We start from the raw sequence: 18,688 nt of genomic DNA on the forward strand, positions 1-18,688 counted from the left end.
TATCAGATGATTCTCCTGAACGTGTTGGACATATCGCTGCTGGTTGCCTACCTTTTCGCGACATGACAGAGCGACGCGTGATCGTGAGTGGATCCACCTTCGAAGAGGAGATCGGCTACGCACGGGCGGTGATCGACGGCGACTGGGTGCACGTGTCCGGGACGACCGGGTTCGACTACGCGACCATGACGATCTCCACCGACGTGGTCGAGCAGGCCGAGCAGTGCCTGCGCAACGTCGAATCGGCACTGGCCGAGGCGGGTTGCTCGTTCGCCGACGTCGTCCGGGTCAGATACCTGCTGCCCGACCGTGAGGACTTCCAGCCGTGCTGGCCGATTCTGCGCCGCTGTTTCGGTGACATCCGCCCGGCCGCGACGATGCTCGTGTGCGGGCTCTCCGATTCCCGCATGAAGTTCGAGATCGAGGTGTACGCACGACGGCCCGCAGAGCCAAGGCCCGCACCCGCTGCTTACTGACCGGCAGGAGGAACAGGTCCCGCGAATCGCCTCATGCGCGCTGCTCCAGATTTCGCGCTCCACGAACGAGCGAGGGCCTCGATGATCCGCCTTGCTGTGCGTCCGATAGAACCCCCTGAGTGCAACGAGGCTGATCGATGACCATCGCCGCTGTCCATGTCCACCGTCTGGTGGCTCCCCTCCACACGCCGTTCGTCACCGCCCTGGCGCACCTGACCCACGTCTCGACCGTCGTCGTCGAGATCGTCGACCGCGACGGGCGCTCCGGCTTCGGTGAGGCGCCGGAGGTGTGGACTGTCACCGGATCCTCACTCGCCTCCAGCGAGGCGTGCGTCAGCGAGGTCTTCGCCCCGCTTCTCGTCGGCCGCGATGCCGATGACCTGGTGGAGAACTGTCGCAGAGTCAGCGGCGCCGTGGTCGGCAACGAGCCGGCCAAGGCCGCGGTGGACATCGCGCTCCACGATCTCGCCGCGGTCCGCCTCGGGGTCCCGCTGGTCCGGATGCTCGGCGGCTCCCGGCTGGTGGTGCCCACCGATGTGAGCCTTGCAGCCGGCACGGTGGACAGCCTGTCCAGGGCGGCGAAGAGCCGGGCCGCGGAGGGCTTCGACGTGCTGAAAGTCAAGGTCGGCACGGACGCGGTCACAGACATCGACCGTGTGACGGCGGTCCGCCAGGCGGCCGGTCCCGAGGTGAGGATCCGTCTCGACGCCAACCAGGGGTGGACGCCCCGCGAGGCGGTACGGGTCATCCGCTCGCTGGAGGACGTCGGCATGGGGGTGGAGTTCGTCGAACAGCCGGTGGCCTACCGGGATGTGGAGGGCCTGGCCTGGGTGAGCGACCACGTCGAGACCCCGATCATGGCGGACGAGTCCGTCTTCGACGTGCGCGACCTGGTGGAGGTGATCCGCCGGCGCGCGGCGGACATGATAAACGTCAAGCTGGCGAAGAGCGGTGGGCTCAGCGGCGCCCGCACCCTCCTCGAACTGGCGCGAGCCCAGGGCATGGGCACCATCCTCGGCTCCATGTTGGAGACCGAGATCGGCACCGGCGCCGCGGCGAGCCTGGTAGCCGCCTACGGGACCACGATGGTGAGCGACCTCGACGCGGTGTGGTGGCTCCGGCGCCCCGCCGTCGTCGGCGGCATGCGGTACCAAGGCGCTGCGGTCGTGCTGCCCGACGCGCCGGGCCTGGGCATCTCCGGTCTGGTCGCGGCAGAAGTCCGGGAAGCCACGGAGGCACGGACATGACGGTCGCCGTCCCTTCCGGAACCGCCCCCGAAGGATCGAGCCGATGACTGGCTGGGGCGTCCGGCTCGGACCGGACGCCCGCCCAAGCTCACCGACGCCGAGCTGCTCACCCTGGCCATCGCCCCGGCCCTGCTCGGCATCCGCCGCGCCACCAGCCGGCCCATCACCCGATCGCTGATCGCCTACGACCACTGACCGGACTCAGGACTGACTCGTCTCTAGTGGGCGAGTTCGGCGCGCAGCTCCGCGGGGGTGGTGACCGGCGCCCGGCAGGTGAACCGCCGGCACACATAAGCCGCAGGCGACCCGTCGACCATGCCTCGCCCTTCGAGCAGCGGCACGTCCACCGGCGCGGCGCCGAGTTGTCCCGTGCCCAGCGCGACGACCAGTCCCGGCGTGCCGGACATGAGGGCCGCCCTGTGCAGCGCGCGGGTGCGGGCGTCGTCGGCCGGGCCGACGATCGCCACCTCGGCGGGGCCGTGTAGCGCCGCCTCCGCAACCGCGAGACCCCATCCGGCGAACCGGGCGTACCGCTCCGCCAGCGCGGAGACCGTGCCCAGCGCCGCCTCGGCCGCCTCCCGGTGCCGGGCCGAACCGGTGAGCGCGGCGTACGACAGCAGCGCCCCCGCCGCCGCGAACTGGCCCGAGGGCGTCGCGTTGTCGGTCGGGTCCTGGGGCCGCTGGAACAGCCGCTCGCCGTCGTCGGGGGCGTCGTAGAACCCTCCCGACCCGTCGGGGAACCTCGTCAGCACGGTCTCCAGCAGGTCTCCGGCCCGCTGGAACCACCGGCTCTCGCCGGTGACGCCGTAGAGGGCGAGCAAGCCCTCGGCCGTGTCGGCGTAGTCCTCCAGCATGCCGGCGTTGGCCCCCGCCCGGCCGTCGCGGGAGGTCCGCAGCAGCCGGGCCGGGTCGCGGCTCACCGTGTGCAGTTCGTCGAGCAGCACGGCCGCCTCGCGTGCGGCCTCGATCAGGTCCGGCCGGTCGAAGAGCGCGCCCGCCTCGGCCAGGGCGGCGATCGCGAGCCCGTTCCAGGAGGCCACGATCTTGTCGTCCCGGCCGGGTCGTGGCCGTTGCTCCCGGGCGGCGCGCAGGGCCGTACGGACCCGGTCGAACCGGGCCGGGTCGTCGGGGTCGGCGAGAAGCTGGAGCACCGACGTGCCGTGCTCGAACGTGCCGGTCACCTCGAACACCGAGGCCGCCCAGGCCCCGTCGTCCTCCCCGAGGACCTCGCGGAGCTGTTCGGGGGTCCAGACGTAGAACAACCCCTCGCCGTGGGTGCCGTCCGGTCCCTCGCTGTCGGCGTCGAGGGCCGAGGCGAACGCGCCCTCGGGGGTGCGCATCTCCCGCAGCAGCCATTCGGCGGTCTCCAGGACCACCCGCCTGGCCAGGACCGAGCCGGTCGAGCGCCACCAGTGGGCGTAGACCCGCAGCAGCAGCGCGTTGTCGTAGAGCATCTTCTCGAAGTGCGGCACGACCCAGTCCGCGTCCACCGAGTAGCGGGCGAAGCCCCCGCCGAGCTGGTCGTACATGCCGCCCCTGGCCATCGCCTCCATGGTCGTCTCCGCCATGGCCACGGCATCCCGGGTGCCGTGCCGCAGCAGGAACTCCAGGACCATGGACGGCGGGAACTTCGGCGCCCCGCCGAACCCGCCCCGCCGCTCGTCGAAGCCGCCCGAGAGGTTCCGTACGGCGAGATCGAGGGTCTCGGCGGTGGGCAGCGGGCCCGAGGGCGCCCCTGTGCGCTCGGTGAGCGCCTCCACCACCTTCTCTCCCTGGGCCAGGACGCCCTCCCGGTCCTGCCGCCAGGCCTGCGAGACGGCGTGCAGCAGCCGCTGGAAGTGCGACCGGGGGAAGTAGGTGCCGGCGTAGAACGGGTGTCCGTCGGGGGTGGCGAAGACCGTCATCGGCCAGCCGCCCTGCCCGGTCATCGCCTGGACCGCGCCCATGTAGACGGCGTCCACGTCGGGCCGCTCCTCGCGGTCCACCTTGACGTTGACGAACAACTCGTTCATCAGCCGCGCGGTGGCCTCGTCCTCGAACGACTCGTGTGCCATCACATGACACCAGTGACACGCCGAATAGCCCACGCTGATCAGCAGGGGGACGTCACGCCCGCGCGCCTCCGCGAACGCCTCCTCGCCCCAGGGGAACCAGTCCACCGGGTTGTCCGCATGTTGCAGGAGGTAGGGAGAGGTCTCGCCACCCAGCCGATTCATAAGCCCAGCCTCTCACACCGTCTGTTCTCCCGGACCGGGCCCGAACACCGTGATGATCACTGCTACGGACGCAATTCCAGGGAGATGTGGGGGGACAGCGCGCGGAGGAAGTCGAGGGCGTCGAAGATCGCGCCGGCGGAGGCGACGCCGGTGGTCCTGGTCCGCCCGGTGAGTATCCGGTCGACCGCCTCCACCGCGAGCGGCGCGGTGATGGCGTAGATGTCCTGGCCGCTCGCCACGGCGCGCCGCTCGTCGCCGCCGGAGCGCACGACGACGTCGACGAGGAAGGTCTGCGCGGACCGCCCACGCTCGTCCACCGGGGCCGGCGTCGGCGTGTCCGGGTCCGACAGGTCCCTTGCCGCCTCGACCGTCATGTAGGTGCGCACGTCGGGGATGGACAGGTGGCTGGGAATGGTGACGACGTCAGCCATCGTGAACTCCCCGATGACGGCCCGCGGCCCCATCGGCTCGGGGAACGGCCACTCCAGGATCGGCGCCTTGTCGTCGCGGTACTCCAGCCGGCCGTTCGCGTAACGGACGCGCCGGCCGCCCCGCCGCTGCCCGGAGACCACGCCGGAGGCACGTGTCCCGGGGGTCGGGTGCCAACCGCTCAGCCCGTACGCGACGTGCGCCTCGTCGGCCGCCGTCCAGTCGCCCATCGCGGCGGTGGCCAGCAGGTCGCCGAAACCGCCGTAGAAGGCCATCGCAGGGACGATCACCGCTCCCGCCGCCCGGGCGCGGTCCGCGAAGTGCGTGAACGTGTCGACGTTGGCCTCGATCTCGGCCGCCACATCCACGTACGGGATCCCGGCGCGCAGCGCCGCCTCGATCACGGGGGCGGCCGTCGCGGCGAAGGGCCCGGCACAGTTGACCACGGCCGCCGCGCCGGCCAGCGCGCGGTCGAGCGAGGCCGGGGCGTCGACCGACGCCGGGCGGGCCTCCAGCCCGGACTCGTACGCCAGCGTCTTCAGCTTGTCGGCGTCGCGCCCGGACAGAACCGGAACGAACCCGCGATCCCGCAGCTGTGCCACCACAAAGCGCCCGGTGTGCCCGTACGCGCCGAACACCGCCACCGTGAGGCCCGATCCCATCGGTTCTCCTTCTCCTCGTACGTCTTGCTGGTGTGGACATCCTGACGAGGAGAGGGTGTACGGCACGAGTGTCCGGAACGCCATTACCCGTACAATTCCGGACATGAGCACTGTGGCGCTGGCCGTCACCGACGGAATGCTGCACTTCGAACTGTCGCTGGCGTACGAGGTCTTCGGGACCCACCCGACCGGCGCGGCCGACCCCTGGTACAGCTTCGTCGTCTGCGGGCCCGGCGCAGTGCGGGCCGGCCGGTTCCTGCTGGAGCCCGACCACGGCCTCGACCGGCTCCGGCGCGCCGACACCGTGATCGTCCCGGGCTGGGCCGACGTCGATGTCGATCCACCCGCCGACCTGGTCGACGCGGTGCGCGCGGCCCACGAGGCGGGCGCACGCGTGGCCTCCCTCTGCACGGGCGCCTTCGTGCTGGCCGCCGCCGGCCTGCTGGACGGGAAGCGCGCGACCACGCACTGGGCGCACACCCGGGACCTGGCCACCCGCTTCCCCCAGGTGGAAGTCGACCCGGACGTCCTGTACGTGGACAACGGCAGCGTGCTCACCTCCGCCGGCAAGGCCGCGGCCATGGACCTGTGCCTGCACCTCGTCCGCCTCGACCACGGCTCCTCGATGGCCAACACGGTCGCCCGCCGCCTGGTCGTGCCGCCGCACCGGGACGGCGGCCAGGCCCAGTTCGTCACCACCCCGGTGCCCGCCCCGGACAACCACCCGCTCGCCGAACTGTTCCCGTGGGTGATGGAACGGCTTGACCATCCGCTGACCGTGGAGGACCTGGCCCGCCAGGCGCGGATGAGCTCGCGCAATCTGGGCCGCCACTTCAGGTCGGTGACCGGCACGACCCCGCTGCAGTGGCTGCTGACGCAGCGGATCCGCCACGCCCAGGAGTTGCTGGAGACCACCGACGACAGCATCGACGCCATAGCGGCGGCCACCGGCATGGGCACCGCCACGACGCTGCGGCGGCACTTCAACCGCACGGTCGGCGTGCCTCCGGACACCTACCGCCGCACCTTCCGCTCCCGGACCCGCCCGGGCCCGGACGGGCTGTCACGTCCGGAGGAACGCATGGGGGACCGTGGGGATGTTTTCCGGCCCGTCCCGGCGTAGGCTCACAGGACGTGGGCTTGGATCTGGACTTCGCTATCAGGCACTCGGGACGCCCGGCGGCCGCCATGACGCGGCGCGACGTCGCACGGGTGCTGCTGGCCGTGCCGTCCGGACAGGCCCTGGTCGCCCTTCCCGACCTGCGGCGGCAGTTGCTCGCGGCGGGCAACCCGCTGTCGCCCAGGTTCTGGGAGTCGGCCAAGGCCGTGCTGATGAGCATCGAGTCCGGCGTGGCGACGGTGGGCGACGTGCAGCGCTGGCTGGAGTCCAGCGGGACCGAGCCGATCATGCTCACCCGCAGCTACTTCCTGTGGCCCGAGGAGAGCGAGCGCGGCCCGGTGGCCACCGAGATGTACGAGCGGCTGGTCGAGTTCCTGGAGGAGCGGCTGGCGGCCGGGGAGATCGACGCGGACGCGCTGGCCGCCGGGGATCCCGACGCCCGGCACGCCTACGAGGAGCTCCAGGAGCGCTGGCTCGGCACCCCGCTGCCGGACGGCCGGGTGCCCAACGTCGTGGTCAACGACGAGCAGGACCAGGAGCTGTACGCCGCCTGGGACGAGGAGGAGGCGTTCGCGCTGAGCGAGCTGCGGCGGGTGCTCGACGACCTGCCGGAGCCGCCCTTCCCCGAGGGAGATCTCCGCTCGGCCGCCCGGCGGCTGCGCGTGACGCTGACCCGGCCCGGCTACCCGGGCAACGTGCTGCGCGCCTGCGCCGGGCTGGAGGACGGCGATCTGCCCGAACGGGACGAGGATCTGTGGCTCACCGTCGCCGCCGGGATCGCCGCGCCGATCTCCGACCTGCCGGACGAGGAGGACGCCGCCCGGTTCTTCGACATGGAGGGCGAGCTCAGCCACGAGGACTCGATACTGGCCTCGTTGTGCGCCATCCACCACGCCGACTGGCTCGCGTCGGTGATCGCCCTGGTCCGGTACGGCCCGGGGGTGCTCGCCTCGCCCGAGCGGATCGCCCGGTTCATCGCCGACTCCGAGGACGTCGACATGGACCCGGACGAGCCGGAGGACCTGGAGGCGACGGAGATGCTGTTCACCGCGGTGACACCGCTGTGGGCGCACCTCGGCATCGTGGACCGGGCCGAGGTGCTGACCCCGCTGGGCTGGTGGGGCCTGCCGAAGGCGCTGGAACGCGCCTGGTCCTCAGGCCCCGCACTGCCCGACTGAGCCGCCCCGAATGAGCCCCCCAACCGAGGGGGATCACCCGGGCGTGTCGACCAGGCCCCGGTAGTCGTCGTCCACCAGATCGCGGTATTCCGGATGCCGCTGGATGTACCAGGCCACGAACGAGCACAGCGGCACGACCCGAAGGCCGGCCGCCCGTGCTCCGTCGAGGGCACCGCCCACCAGCCTGCTGCCGAGGCCGCGGCCCTCGAACTCGTCGCGCACCTCGGTGTGCGGGAAGACCATCGAGCCGCCCCGCAGCCGGTACTGCGCGAACCCGGCGACCACCCCGTCGACGACGATCTCGTAACGCGACGCGGCGGGGTTGTCGACGACCCGGGCGTCCTCGCTCACGCCTCGGGCCCGTTCCCGCGCCGTTCGTCCTCGCGCTCGTCGTGCGGCACCTGGATCTTCCTCATCTGCTTGTTCATGTTCTTCAGAAGGAAGAACAGGGCCAAACCGATCGCGGCGACGACGAGGAAGCCCAGGAGACCCGGCCCGTAGCTGGTTGCATCCACGCCTTCAGCTTACGAGCAGGCAGGGGTGACCTCCGCGGCGATCCCCGCGAACAGGTCGTCCTCCGGCAATGTGGTGTCCACGAGCGACCGCGCGAGGTGGTAGTCCTCGGTCGGCCAGATCTCCTCCTGGAGCTCACGCGGGCAGACGAACCAGAACCCGTCCGGGTCCACCTGGGTGGCGTGCGCGAGCAGGGCGAGATCGCGGACCTCGAAGTACTCCGCGCACGGGACCTTGGTGGTCACGTCCCACTTCTGCGGCCGGTCCTCCCACCGCGCGATCCAGTCGGCGTACGGCGAGCCCATGCCGCGCTCGGTCATGGCGTTGTGCAGCGCCTCGAACCGCTCCCGGGTGAAGCCCATGTGGTAGTAGAGCTTCAGCGGCTGCCACGGCTCACCCGTGCCGGGGTAGCGGTCGGGGTCGCCCGCCGCCTCGAACGCCTCCACCGACACCCGGTTGGTCATGATGTGGTCCGGGTGCGGGTAGCCGCCGTTGTCGTCGTACGTGAGGATCACGTGCGGCCGGAACTCCCGGACGGCGGCGACGAGCGGCGCCGACGCCACCTCGAGCGGCTGCAGCGCGAAGCACCCCTCGGGCAGCGGCTCGTTCTCGTCCTCCGGCAGCCCGGAGTCGACGAAGCCGAGGAACCGCTGCTGGACGCCGAGGATCTCGCGCGCCTTCTCCATCTCCTGGCGGCGCACCTCGCCCATGTTCTCCAGGATGTCGGGCCGGTCCATCTTGGGGTTGAGGATCGAGCCGCGTTCACCACCCGTACACGTGACGACGAGCACCTCCACGCCCTCCGCGACGTAGCGGGCCATCGTGGCGGCGCCCTTGCTCGACTCGTCGTCTGGGTGCGCGTGCACGGCCATCAGCCTCAACGGTGCACTCACGTCTCTCCTCAGGTGTCCTATGGCTACGAAAAGAGGTTAGCTTCTAAGAGACCGTGTGTTCCGGACCCGGCATGGCCCGCGTCGCGGACACGGTCGACTTGTGCGGACGATCGTCTCGCACAACACCGACAATCCTCAGGGAGATTCCGCGATGCCCACCGATGAGGCCGGCGGCCAGGGGACGCGCCCGGTGCTCGGCACGCCGGACGAGTTCGCGCCCCGCCCGGCGCGGCCCGCCAGGCTGGTGCCGTACATCGTGATCGCGCTGATCGTGGCGGTCATGGCGGGTGGCTGGGGCTACGTCATGCTCCGTGCGAACGGGAACCCCTCGGTGAGCGCCGACGTGATCACCTTCGACGCGAGCGCCACGGACTCGGCCGTCATCACCTTCACGGTGCACAAGCCGGCCGATCGGGCGGCGATGTGCCGGATCCAGGCACTCGACACCCAGCACCTGGAGGTCGGCAGCCGCGAGGTCGACATTCCCAAGGGCAGGTCGGACCTCGAGTTCACCGAGCGGCTGAGGACGAGTTCCCAGGCCACGGCAGTACATGTCGACTACTGCGATCTCGTATAGTGGAATCTTTGGGGAAGCGTTCGAAGGCGTTAACTTGACAGCCTTTCGAGTCACTTACGGAAACAAGGAGAGCCCGTGGCCGTCTCCCAGAACGACAACGTCACCTGGCTGACGCAAGAGGCGTACGACCGCCTCAAGGAGGAGTACGAGTACCTTTCGGGCCCGGGTCGCACGGACATCGCCAAGAAGATCGAAGCCGCCCGGGAAGAGGGTGACCTCAGGGAGAACGGTGGCTACCACGCCGCCAAGGACGAGCAGGGCAAGATGGAGGCCCGCATCTTCCACCTCCGGCAGATCCTGGACAACGCCAGGGTCGGTGAGGCTCCCCGCGCCGAGGGCGTCGTGGGTCCCGGCATGACCGTGACGGTCCGCTTCGACGGCGACGACGAGGAGGTCACCTTCCTGCTCGCCTCCCGCGAGGAGAGCGGCGCGCCGATCGACGTCTACTCGCCGAACTCTCCCCTCGGGTCCGCGATCAACGGCAAGAAGATCGGGGAAAAGGCGACGTACACGCTGCCCAACGGCAGGCAGAACACCGTCGAGATCCTCGAAGCCGTGCCGTACATCGGCAACTAGGTTCCACCCTTTTCGCCCCGGCCGGGAATTCCGGATTCGTTTGCGGTATTCCCGGCCGTGCGGCAGTCTCGTCGTGGACCGGACCATTCGCCGCGGGAGGGGTGAGATCGTGCTCGAACGCCGAGCGCGTCCGTCCACCCGTTTAGGCAGGAAGTTCGCGAGGGCCGTGTCCGAGGCTCGCCAGGATCTCGCCTATCGCCCGCGTCTGCCCCGCCCGGGGCGCCTGCGCAGGACGGTTCCCCTCATCGCCGTGGCGCTCGTCACCGTGCTGACGGCCGACGTGCTCGTGCTCGGGGAGCTCGGGTCGCAGTCCGCGAACTCGGGCGTGGTCACGGCCCTGTCCGACCGGCGTACGGGCAACGGCTACGTGGCGGCGGCCCGGCAGGCCCGCGACGTGTCGTCCCCGACGCCGGGGCGCCAGGCCCCGGTCGCCCAGACGGTGACGCGGCAGCCGGTGGCCCCGCTGCAGCGGCTGATCCGCCCGCACCTGTTCGTGGTGGCCAACCGGCCCCTTCCCCCCGAGGTGGTGGAGAAGGTGCGCAAGCAGAAGGGCGTGACCGCCGCCGAGGTGACCGGCGCGGCCGACGTGGTCGTGGACGGCAAGCGGGTGCCGACGATGGGCGTCGACCCGTCCACCTTCCGTTCGTACACGCCGAAGGTGACGGCCTCCTCGGACGAGTTGTGGCGCAACATCGCGGCCGGCGACATGGCGGTCTCCTTCGAACTCGGCAACGACGGCGGCGTGCAGCTCGGCTCGCAGGTCCACAGCGGCGCCAGGCGACTGCGCATCGGCGCGTACGCCACGGTGGGCATGGGCTCGATCGCGGCGATCGTCTCGAAGGGGACGGCGGCGGCCCTCGGCATCCCGGACGGCAACGCCCTGGTCGTGAGCGCGCCGAAGGTCGACTCCCGCAAGCTCCGCCTCAGGCTGCTGAAGATCCTGCCCAAGGGCAGTCAGGTCGCCACGATCAACCCGGTGGTGGTGGCGCCCAAGGGACGCACCGTGTGGCCGCAGACGGCGTTCATGTCCGCGGAGCAGCTCAGGGTCGCGCTCACGGCGGCCGTCAGCAAGCTCGGCCGGCCGTACGTGTGGGGCGCCGAGGGGCCCGACAGCTTCGACTGCTCGGGGCTGGTGCAGTGGGCGTACGCGCAGGCGGGCGTGCGCATGCCGCGGGTGACGTACCAGCAGTGGGTCACCGGGCCGCAGGTGCCGCTGTCGCAGGCGCAGCCGGGCGACCTGCTGTTCTGGCGCAACGACCCGACCAACCCCGGCTACATCTCGCACGTCGCCATCTACTGGGGCAACGGGAAGATGCTGCACGCCCCGCACACCGGCGACGTCGTGAAGATCGCGAACGTCTACACCAAGAACCTCGCCGGGGTCGTCCGGGTCAGTCCGCAGCTCTCCGCCCGCGTCCGCTGACCGCACCGGCGGCCAGGCCGTCCAGTACGAGCGAGAACAGGTGCTCGCGCCGCTCGGCGACGACCGGGCCCTGCTCGGCGATCCAGCCGACGGCGCTGGTCAGCGCGAACACGTCCATCCCGTCGACGTCGGGCCTGATGTGGCCGTCGTCCTGGGCTCGTTTGACCAGGCGTCCTGCGGCCCCCCGCATGGCGGAGCACGACGCGTGCAGGGGCGAGTCCTCGTCGCTGATCGTCGTCATCATCGAAGCGGTCAGGCCGCGGTAGGCGCTCGCGCCGCGGAGGAACTCCCGCAGCCACTGCCGTAGCGCCTCGTGGGAGTCGCCCGCGCCCTCCAACTCCTCCGCGCGGGCCGCCAGGTTGTCGAACCGCTGCCGGAGCAATGCCTCCAGCAGGGCCTCTCTCGTGGGGAAGTGGCGGTAGAGCGTGCCCATGCCGACCTCGGCGCGCCGGGCGACGTCGCGCAGCGACGCCTGGGTCCCCTGCTCCTCCACCACGGTCCTGGCGACCTCCAGGATGCGCTCGTAGTTGCGCTGCGCGTCCGCGCGCTGCTGTCGGCCCGTCATGCGTCGATCCTCGCACCTTGACATGTGGAGCAGTGCTCCGCTTATTATCCGGAGCATCGCTCCGAATCGTAGTCGTCCAGGAGGATCGATGCCCACGATGAAGGCCGTCCGCATGCACCGGACCGGGGAGCCCGGAGTTCTGGTGGTGGAGGAGGTTGCCCGCCCCGAGCCGGGAATCGGCGAGGTGCTCGTCCAGGTCCACGCGGCGGGGATGAACCCGCCCGACTGGTACGCCCGCAGGGGCTTCGCCAACATCCCGGAGGAACTGCGGCCCACGATTCCCCTGCCGTACACGCCGGGCTCGGACATCTCCGGCGTGGTCGCCGCCGTCGGCCACGGCATCACCGAGTGGCAGGAGGGCGACGAGGTGTTCGGCCTCGTGCGCTTCCCCTCTCTGGAGCGCGGGGGAAGGGGATACGCCGAGTACACCACCTCGCCCGCGTTCCACCTGGCCCGCAAGCCGGTGAACCTCGGCCACGTGGAGGCGGCCGCCGTGCCGATGGCCGGGCTCACCGCCTACCAGTACGTCTTCGATCACATCAAGCTCGGCGAGGGCCGCAGAGTGCTGGTCAACGGCGCCGCCGGCGGGGTCGGCCACTTCGCGGTGCAGCTCGCCAAGTTGCAGGGCGCGTACGTCATCGGGGTCGCCTCGGGGCGGCACGAGACGTTCCTGCGTGAGCTCGGGGTGGACGAGTTCGTCGACTACACGACCACCCGTGCGGAGGACGAGGTGCGGGACGTGGACGTCCTCATCGACACCGTGGGCGGGCCGGACGCCCACAGGTTTCTGCCGGTCCTGCGGCCCGGCGGCGTGATCAGCCCGGTCTTCCACGGCGAGTACCACCGGGAGCGCGCGGCCGAGTTGGGCATCACGTTCCGGTCGGGCCAGGTCCACTCGGACGGAAAGCAGATGGCGGAGCTGGGACGCCTGCTGGAGGAGGGCCGGCTGCGCGTCGGCCTGGACTCCGTCTTCCCGCTCGCCGAGGCCGCGAGGGCCCACGAACGGGCCGAACGCGGCCACATTCAGGGCAAGATCGTCCTGCGAGTCGTGCCGGACCAGGCGGGCTAGATCGGCAGCCCGGCCTCCAGGTAGCCGAGAGCCTCGTCGACCAGGTCGGGCAGCGGGGTGGCGCCGCCCCGCTCGACCCAGGTGAACATGGCCGGGAGCAGGACCCCCATGACCGCGCCGACGAGGGCCCGTACGGCGAGGTCGCGGGGGTCGCGGCCCGCCCGCTCCGCCACCGCGCCCGCGAGCATGTCGATCGTGTCGAACAGTCCGTCCAAGGTCCGCGCGCGCAGGGCGGGCACGGACGCGGACAACTTGGCCCGGGCGAGCACCTTGTCCAGCTCCTCGGCCCGCATCGACGCGAAGGCCGTACGGAAGGCGGTGCGCAGCGCGGTCAGCGGGGGCAGGTCCGGCGGCTGAGCCTTGATCATCTCCAAGATGATCTGGTCGTAGTCGCCCCGGGCGACCACGTCCTCCTTCGTGGGGAAGTAGCGGAAGAACGTGCTGGGGGAGACCTCCGCCGCCTCCGCGATCTGCTCGATCGTCGTGGCCTCGTACCCTTGCTCGGCGAACAGCCGCAGGGCCTCCTCCTGGATGGTCCTGCGGGTCTTGGCCTTCTTGCGCTCGCGCAGGCTCGTGACAACGCGATCCGAGGGGTGCGGGGTCCGGTCGGCGCGCTGTGGTGAGCTCATGTCCCGATTCTGCCGTTCCTCCCACCCCTGCCCATACTCCCCGCGAGGAGGACGCACTGAGCCGAACGCACTGAGCCGAACGTACTGGGCCATTGCCGAGTTGCGATGTAATGTTGATTACATGAATTCGGAAGAACAGTTGAGTGCCTGGTTCGCCAGCCGGTTGCCGGAGAACTGGTTCGCCGAGTCCCCCAAGGTCGTGGTGGACCGCGAGGAGATCACCGTGCTGGGCACGCTTCCCCCGCTGTCGGTCGCCGAAGGGCTCCCCGACCTGGAGCGCGTGGCGGCGATGGAGGGCTACGTCGAGCGGTTCCGCGAGGAGACGCGCGAGCGCAGGATCGACATCGCCAGGGAGGCCGAGCACCGCTTCCGCCGCAAGGTCTCCTGGGGCGTCGTCGTCGGTGACGAGACAGTGATGTTCACCACTCTTTCCGTCCCCGTCATGACCCGACTGCGCCAGCCGGAACGGCAGGTCCTCGACACCCTGGTCGCCGCGGGTGTCGCGCGCAGCCGCAGCGACGCGCTGGCCTGGTGCGTCCGGCTCGTCGGCAAACACACCGACAGTTGGCTCGCTGACCTGCGCGATGCCCTTCAGCACGTGGACCGGATCAGGGCGGAAGGTCCCGGCGGATTGGACTGAACCAATTCCCGGAGAGGTCTGGACCATTCGAATTGGCCTATACCAATGTGTAAGGCCGGTCAGACGGGTAAGGGGGAGAAGGACGTTTTTTCAACAGGGCCAGAGTGGGTAAGGTCCCACAACATCACGGCCACTGCCTGGGCCGATGCTGTCCGAGGCCGTGAAGTCGATAATGGCGACGATTTAACGGAGTGGAAACAGGGTGGTCTACTCCAATTGGATTCGGAAGCCATTCGTCGCTGATGATGCTCTGGCCCTGAGAGATTAAGGAGCCGCCCCCGTGTCCATTTCAGTAGAGGTACCGACGCCCACCACTCACAGCGATCTGGCCGCCTGGGTGAGCCAGATCGCGGAGCTGACCCAGCCGGACCGGATCGAATGGTGCGACGGCTCCGAGGCCGAATGGACGCGCCTGACCAACCTTCTGGTCGAGCAGGGCACCTTCACGCGGCTGGTCAAGCGTCCCAACAGCTTCTACGCGGCCTCGGACCCGAGCGACGTCGCGCGCGTGGAGGACCGCACGTTCATCTGCTCCGAGCGTGAAGAGGACGCCGGGCCCACCAACAACTGGATCGCGCCGGACGAGATGCGCCGGACGTTCGCCACGCTGTTCAAGGGCTGCATGCGAGGCCGGACGATGTACGTCGTGCCGTTCTGCATGGGCCCCCTGGGCGGGAACATCTCGCAGCTCGGCGTCGAGATCACCGACTCGCCGTACGTCGTGGTGTCGATGCGGATCATGACCAGGATGGGCGAGGCGGCGCTGCGCCTCATCGAGGAACGCGGCGACTTCGTCAAGGCGGTCCATTCCGTGGGCGCGCCGCTGGAGCCCGGCCAGGCCGACGTGCCGTGGCCGTGCAGCCAGACCAAGTACATCAGCCACTTCCCGGAGACCCGTGAGATCTGGTCGTACGGCTCGGGCTACGGCGGCAACGCGCTGCTGGGCAAGAAGTGCTACGCGCTGCGGATCGCCAGCGCGATGGCCCGCGACGAGGGCTGGCTGGCCGAGCACATGCTGATCCTGAAGCTCACGCCGCCGCAGGGCGAGGCGCGGTACGTCGCCGCGGCCTTCCCGTCGGCGTGCGGCAAGACGAACCTCGCCATGCTCCAGCCCACGATCCCGGGCTGGAAGGTCGAGACGATCGGCGACGACATCGCCTGGATGCGCTTCGGCCCCGACGGCCGGCTGTACGCGATCAACCCGGAGGCCGGCTTCTTCGGAGTCGCGCCGGGGACCGGCCAGTCCACGAACGCCAACGCGATCGAGACGCTGTGGGGCAACAGCATCTTCACGAACGTCGCGCTGACCGACGACGGGGACGTCTGGTGGGAGGGCCTCACCGACGAGCCGCCCGCGCACCTCACGGACTGGAAGGGCCGCGACTGGACGCCGGAGTCCGGCGAGCCCGCCGCCCACCCGAACGCCCGGTTCACCACTCCTGCCGAGCAGTGCCCGACGATCGCCCGCGAGTGGCAGGACCCCGCCGGGGTGCCGATCTCGGCCATCCTGTTCGGCGGCCGCAGGGCGACCGCGGTGCCGCTGGTGACCGAGTCGCTGAGCTGGCAGCACGGCGTGTTCCTGGGCGCCAACGTGGCCTCGGAGAAGACCGCGGCGGCCGAGGGCAAGGTCGGCGAGCTGCGCCGCGACCCGTTCGCGATGCTGCCGTTCTGCGGCTACAACATGGGCGACTACTTCGCGCACTGGCTCGAGGTCGGCAAGATGACCGACCCGGAGAAGCTGCCCAAGATCTACTACGTGAACTGGTTCCGCAAGGACGCGAACGGCCGCTTCGTGTGGCCGGGCTTCGGCGAGAACAGCCGGGTGCTCAAGTGGATCGTCGACCGGCTGAACGGCGTGGCCGACGCCGTGCCCACGCCGATCGGCAACCTGCCGGCCTCCATCGACACCGAGGGCCTCGACATCGCGCCCGAGGACATGGAGCTCCTGCTCAGCGTCGACCCCGAGGTGTGGCGCGAGGAGGCCGCGCTGATCCCGCCCCACTTCGAGACCTTCGGCGACCACATGCCGAAGGAGCTGTGGGACGAGTACCGCGCACTGGTCCAGCGGCTCGGCTGAGCCTCGCTTACGGACGGCCCGCGCACCCGCTCCCTCGGACGGAACTTTCCCCGTGACGGCTTCGTCTACGGGATAGACGGGGCGCGGGCCGTCCGGCCCGGTTCGGGGCCCCTCCTTCTCCCCCCAGAGGAGGGCGTACGTGGAACTGGTGCTCGTCGTCGCCGCGGCGATAATCGCGGCACTCGTCGTCACGACCGCTCTCGCCGTCCCCCGGGAGCGGCGAAGAGCCAAATCGGTGTTCGGAGCGTCCGGGCTCGACCTGGACGCCTACGAGCTGGCCTTCCTGGCGGGCGGGCCGCCCCGGGTGGTCAACACGGCGCTCGCCTCGCTTGCGGTCCGCGAGCAGGTGCGCGTCGCCCGCGGCGGCAGGGTCACCGCCATTGCGGATGCTCCCACGACCTCCGCCGACCCCGTCGAGCAGGCCGTGCTCGACCTGGTCACGCGGCCCGGCGGGGCGAGCGCGGCCGAGATCAGGCGCCGCGCGGGCGACGGCTCCGCAGTGGCGGAGCTGAGGCGACGCCTGATCGCGCAGGGCCACCTGCTTCCCGACGGCTTCCTGGAGGGCGCGCGCCGCCTCAACGCGCGCCTGCGCGCCCTCGCGATGCTCGCCTTCGCCCTCGCGGCCGTCACGCTCGTGCTGATCGTCTTCACCGGGACCCTCGCCTCCGACGCGGCGGGCTGGACCGCGTTCGCGGTCGCCGCGATCTCCGACGTGTACGCCCTGATCGCGTCCGTCACGTACGCCGCGTCCCTGCGGGACCCGCTGAGCCATGCGGGTGAGGAGGCGCTGCGGCAGGCGCGCGAGAGGAACCCCAGGGGCGTTCTCGCGCCCGGAACCGCAGGCGCGGTCGGCGTGGGCGGTGCGGCGGGCCTCGCCGCGGTCACGGCGATCGCCCTGTACGGCCTGGGCGAGCTCGGCGATCCGCACCTCGCGGGCCAGATCGCGGCGGAGGACGCCATCGCCCGCCGCTCCTTCGACAGCGGCGGCGGGTCCTCGGGCGGAGGCCCCTCCGTCACGGGCGGCAGCGGCGGCGGCGGGGGAGCGGGCTGCGGTTCGAGCGGGTGCGGCTCCGACTCGAGCGGCTGCGGAAGCAGCGGTTGCGGCGGTGGCTGCGGCGGCGGGTGCGGTGGTGGCTGAGGGCCGGTTCGGGAGGTGGCTGCCGTCCGGCAGGCGTGGCCGGGAGCACAAGAGGCACGCCGCGGGTGCCGCTCAGGGTGCCGCTTCGGGTGGCGGGCAGGGGGCCGGACTCGGTGTCGGGATCGGCTGGCGGCCGGAGATCGACCTCACGGTGGAGCGGTTGCCCGGTGTCGGGTTCGTCGAAGTGATCGCGGAGAACGTGGATCCGGCCCGGCCGCCCGAGTCCCTGGCCGTGCTGCGCGCCGCCGGGGTGCCCGTCGTGCCCCACGGCGTGGGCCTGGGCGTCGGCGGCGCGCACCGTCCCGATCCGGCCCGGCTGGCGCGCCTCGCGGCGTGCGCCGAGGCGCTGCGCGCCCCTCTCGTCAGCGAGCACGTGGCCTTCGTGCGGGCCGGTGCCGTGGAGGCCGGTCACCTGCTGCCGGTCCCGCGCACCAGAGAAGCGCTGTCGGTGATCGTGGAGAACGTGCGGGAGGCGCAGGACGCGCTCCCGGTGCCGCTCGCGCTCGAGAACGTGGCGGCCCTGTTCGGCTGGCCGGACGACGAACTGACCGAGGCGCAGTTCCTCGGCGAGCTGGTCGAGCGGACGGGCGTGAAGCTGCTGGTCGACGTGGCCAACCTCTACACGAACCAGGTCAACCTCGGCCTGGACGCGAGGCGGGCACTCGACGCGCTGCCGCTGGAAGCCGTCGCGTACGTCCATGTGGCGGGCGGGCACGCGCACGACGGCCTGTGGCACGACACGCACACCTCGTCGCCTCCCGCCGAGGTGCTCGACCTGCTGACCGAGCTGTGCGCCCGGGTGACGCCGCCCGGCGTGCTGCTGGAGTGGGACGACGCCTATCCCGGCGACAGCGCGCTGGCGGGCGAACTGGGGCGCATCCGAGAGGCGATGTCCCGTGCCTGAGCCGTCTGTGTCCCCGGTTTCCGCGGCGGAGGCGCGGGCCGCGCTGGCGGCCGCTCAGGCGGAGCTGCTGGCGGCCCTGGTGGCGGGCGGACGCGTGCCGGACGGCTTCGACCCCGGCCGCGTGGCCGTCCAGGCCCGTGGGCTGCTGGCCAAGCGGCGCGGCTCGGTCGCCCGCGCCGCCCCCGACCTCGCCGAGGCCCTCGGCGCCGAGTTCGCCGGCCTGTTCGCGGGGTATGCCGCGGAACACGTGAAGCCCGAGGGCGGGTCGAGGGCGGACGCACGGGACTTCGCCGCCTGGCTGCGGGTACGCGGGCGACTCTGACCACGCGAGGCGGGTTACCCCGGCCCTGTCCAGG

The 18,688-nt window shown here is 71.0% G+C and carries 20 protein-coding genes and 1 pseudogene; 14 read left to right on the forward strand and 7 right to left on the reverse strand.

Annotation, left to right across the window (positions count from 1 at the left end):
• Nucleotides 1–62: 62 nt before the first annotated feature.
• The 3 genes and pseudogenes from Msi02_RS19705 to Msi02_RS44800 all read left to right on the forward strand — a co-directional run.
• Nucleotides 63–476 (forward strand): RidA family protein, encoded by a 414-nt coding sequence (locus Msi02_RS19705; RefSeq protein ID WP_204049708.1) that lies wholly within the window; start codon nt 63–65, stop codon nt 474–476.
• 137 nt (nt 477–613) lie between these two features.
• Nucleotides 614–1,723 (forward strand): mandelate racemase/muconate lactonizing enzyme family protein, encoded by a 1,110-nt coding sequence (locus Msi02_RS19710; protein ID WP_204049709.1) that lies wholly within the window; start codon nt 614–616, stop codon nt 1,721–1,723.
• Nucleotides 1,724–1,774: 51 nt separating this feature from the next.
• Nucleotides 1,775–1,867, forward strand: a pseudogene (locus tag Msi02_RS44800) (IS982 family transposase); the annotation flags it as partial.
• Between the two features lie 74 nt (nt 1,868–1,941).
• On the opposite strand, the gene Msi02_RS19715 reads toward Msi02_RS44800, so the two are convergent.
• Together Msi02_RS19715 and Msi02_RS19720 are read right to left on the reverse strand one after the other, a co-directional pair.
• The gene (locus Msi02_RS19715; RefSeq protein ID WP_204049710.1) at nt 1,942–3,939 is read right to left on the reverse strand and encodes a thioredoxin domain-containing protein; all 1,998 of its coding nucleotides are present in this window, start codon (nt 3,937–3,939) and stop codon (nt 1,942–1,944) included.
• A 62-nt stretch (nt 3,940–4,001) separates the two neighbouring features.
• Nucleotides 4,002–5,030 carry a saccharopine dehydrogenase family protein gene (locus tag Msi02_RS19720; protein ID WP_204049711.1) on the reverse strand — a complete coding sequence of 343 codons (1,029 nt, stop codon included), beginning with the start codon at nt 5,028–5,030 and terminating at the stop codon, nt 4,002–4,004.
• 103 nt (nt 5,031–5,133) lie between these two features.
• On the opposite strand from Msi02_RS19720, the gene Msi02_RS19725 reads away from it, so the two are divergent.
• Together Msi02_RS19725 and Msi02_RS19730 are read left to right on the forward strand one after the other, a co-directional pair.
• Complete coding sequence (locus Msi02_RS19725; protein ID WP_204049712.1) at nt 5,134–6,153, forward strand: helix-turn-helix domain-containing protein; 1,020 nt, start codon at nt 5,134–5,136, stop codon at nt 6,151–6,153.
• Nucleotides 6,154–6,164: 11 nt separating this feature from the next.
• Nucleotides 6,165–7,328, forward strand: coding sequence for a hypothetical protein (locus Msi02_RS19730; RefSeq protein ID WP_239108541.1), 1,164 nt, complete (start codon nt 6,165–6,167; stop codon nt 7,326–7,328).
• Between the two features lie 33 nt (nt 7,329–7,361).
• Here the strand turns inward: Msi02_RS19730 and Msi02_RS19735 are convergent, their stop codons facing one another.
• From Msi02_RS19735 to mca, 3 genes are read right to left on the reverse strand one after another with little or no spacing between them, the layout of a single operon-like run.
• Nucleotides 7,362–7,679, reverse strand: a complete 318-nt coding sequence (locus Msi02_RS19735) for a GNAT family N-acetyltransferase (protein WP_204049713.1) — start codon at nt 7,677–7,679, stop codon at nt 7,362–7,364.
• Nucleotides 7,676–7,843 (reverse strand): hypothetical protein, encoded by a 168-nt coding sequence (locus tag Msi02_RS19740; protein WP_179155211.1) that lies wholly within the window; start codon nt 7,841–7,843, stop codon nt 7,676–7,678. The genes Msi02_RS19735 and Msi02_RS19740 overlap by 4 nt, the downstream gene beginning before the upstream one ends.
• A 9-nt stretch (nt 7,844–7,852) precedes the next feature.
• Nucleotides 7,853–8,734: a mycothiol conjugate amidase Mca gene (mca, locus tag Msi02_RS19745; protein WP_079315667.1), complete on the reverse strand. Its 882-nt coding sequence runs from the start codon at nt 8,732–8,734 to the stop codon at nt 7,853–7,855.
• Nucleotides 8,735–8,885: 151 nt separating this feature from the next.
• Here mca and Msi02_RS19750 point away from each other — a divergent pair, with 151 nt between their 5' ends.
• From Msi02_RS19750 to Msi02_RS19760, 3 genes are all read left to right on the forward strand, one after another.
• A complete protein-coding gene (locus Msi02_RS19750; protein WP_079315711.1) occupies nt 8,886–9,311 on the forward strand; it encodes a DUF4307 domain-containing protein in 426 nt (141 codons plus the stop codon).
• A 75-nt stretch (nt 9,312–9,386) separates the two neighbouring features.
• Entirely contained in the window at nt 9,387–9,887 is a 501-nt protein-coding gene (gene greA / locus Msi02_RS19755; protein ID WP_079315666.1) for a transcription elongation factor GreA, read from the forward strand.
• Between the two features lie 166 nt (nt 9,888–10,053).
• Nucleotides 10,054–11,310: a C40 family peptidase gene (locus Msi02_RS19760; protein ID WP_239108542.1), complete on the forward strand. Its 1,257-nt coding sequence runs from the start codon at nt 10,054–10,056 to the stop codon at nt 11,308–11,310.
• Here Msi02_RS19760 and Msi02_RS19765 read toward each other — a convergent pair.
• Nucleotides 11,279–11,875, reverse strand: coding sequence for a TetR/AcrR family transcriptional regulator (locus Msi02_RS19765; protein WP_204049715.1), 597 nt, complete (start codon nt 11,873–11,875; stop codon nt 11,279–11,281). The two genes, Msi02_RS19760 and Msi02_RS19765, sit on opposite strands and share 32 nt — an antisense overlap.
• 88 nt (nt 11,876–11,963) lie before the next feature.
• On the opposite strand from Msi02_RS19765, the gene Msi02_RS19770 reads away from it, so the two are divergent.
• Entirely contained in the window at nt 11,964–12,944 is a 981-nt protein-coding gene (locus Msi02_RS19770; RefSeq protein WP_204049716.1) for an NADP-dependent oxidoreductase, read from the forward strand.
• On the opposite strand, the gene Msi02_RS19775 is transcribed toward Msi02_RS19770, so the two are convergent.
• The gene (locus Msi02_RS19775) at nt 12,941–13,573 is read right to left on the reverse strand and encodes an acyl-CoA-like ligand-binding transcription factor (protein ID WP_204049717.1); all 633 of its coding nucleotides are present in this window, start codon (nt 13,571–13,573) and stop codon (nt 12,941–12,943) included. The genes Msi02_RS19770 and Msi02_RS19775 overlap by 4 nt on opposite strands.
• A 121-nt stretch (nt 13,574–13,694) precedes the next feature.
• On the opposite strand from Msi02_RS19775, the gene abmR reads away from it, so the two are divergent.
• The 5 genes from abmR to Msi02_RS19800 all read left to right on the forward strand — a co-directional run bounded on the left by abmR (nt 13,695) and on the right by Msi02_RS19800 (nt 18,654).
• Nucleotides 13,695–14,213: an ATP-binding transcription factor AbmR gene (gene abmR, locus Msi02_RS19780; RefSeq protein ID WP_204049718.1), complete on the forward strand. Its 519-nt coding sequence runs from the start codon at nt 13,695–13,697 to the stop codon at nt 14,211–14,213.
• Between the two features lie 280 nt (nt 14,214–14,493).
• The gene (locus Msi02_RS19785) at nt 14,494–16,290 is read left to right on the forward strand and encodes a phosphoenolpyruvate carboxykinase (GTP) (RefSeq protein ID WP_373308284.1); all 1,797 of its coding nucleotides are present in this window, start codon (nt 14,494–14,496) and stop codon (nt 16,288–16,290) included.
• Between the two features lie 139 nt (nt 16,291–16,429).
• The gene (locus Msi02_RS19790; protein ID WP_204049719.1) at nt 16,430–17,428 is read left to right on the forward strand and encodes a TIGR04222 domain-containing membrane protein; all 999 of its coding nucleotides are present in this window, start codon (nt 16,430–16,432) and stop codon (nt 17,426–17,428) included.
• A complete protein-coding gene (locus Msi02_RS19795) occupies nt 17,421–18,332 on the forward strand; it encodes an MbnB/TglH/ChrH family RiPP precursor modification enzyme (RefSeq protein ID WP_239108543.1) in 912 nt (303 codons plus the stop codon). The genes Msi02_RS19790 and Msi02_RS19795 overlap by 8 nt, the downstream gene beginning before the upstream one ends.
• The gene (locus Msi02_RS19800) at nt 18,325–18,654 is read left to right on the forward strand and encodes an SCO6045 C-terminal-like domain-containing protein (protein ID WP_204049720.1); all 330 of its coding nucleotides are present in this window, start codon (nt 18,325–18,327) and stop codon (nt 18,652–18,654) included. The genes Msi02_RS19795 and Msi02_RS19800 overlap by 8 nt, the downstream gene beginning before the upstream one ends.
• Nucleotides 18,655–18,688 lie beyond the last annotated feature (34 nt).

This window comes from Microbispora siamensis, from assembly GCF_016863095.1.
Classification (GTDB): domain Bacteria; phylum Actinomycetota; class Actinomycetes; order Streptosporangiales; family Streptosporangiaceae; genus Microbispora; species Microbispora siamensis.

Coding starts and splice junctions, on each gene's coding strand:
- Msi02_RS19705 (WP_204049708.1), top strand. CDS start 63: ATGACAGAGCGACGCGTGATCGTGAGTGGATCCACCTTCGAAGAGGAG.
- Msi02_RS19710 (WP_204049709.1), top strand. CDS start 614: ATGACCATCGCCGCTGTCCATGTCCACCGTCTGGTGGCTCCCCTCCAC.
- Msi02_RS19715 (WP_204049710.1), bottom strand. CDS start 3,939: ATGAATCGGCTGGGTGGCGAGACCTCTCCCTACCTCCTGCAACATGCG.
- Msi02_RS19720 (WP_204049711.1), bottom strand. CDS start 5,030: ATGGGATCGGGCCTCACGGTGGCGGTGTTCGGCGCGTACGGGCACACC.
- Msi02_RS19725 (WP_204049712.1), top strand. CDS start 5,134: ATGAGCACTGTGGCGCTGGCCGTCACCGACGGAATGCTGCACTTCGAA.
- Msi02_RS19750 (WP_079315711.1), top strand. CDS start 8,886: ATGCCCACCGATGAGGCCGGCGGCCAGGGGACGCGCCCGGTGCTCGGC.
- Msi02_RS19765 (WP_204049715.1), bottom strand. CDS start 11,875: ATGACGGGCCGACAGCAGCGCGCGGACGCGCAGCGCAACTACGAGCGC.
- Msi02_RS19770 (WP_204049716.1), top strand. CDS start 11,964: ATGCCCACGATGAAGGCCGTCCGCATGCACCGGACCGGGGAGCCCGGA.
- Msi02_RS19775 (WP_204049717.1), bottom strand. CDS start 13,573: ATGAGCTCACCACAGCGCGCCGACCGGACCCCGCACCCCTCGGATCGC.
- abmR (WP_204049718.1), top strand. CDS start 13,695: ATGAATTCGGAAGAACAGTTGAGTGCCTGGTTCGCCAGCCGGTTGCCG.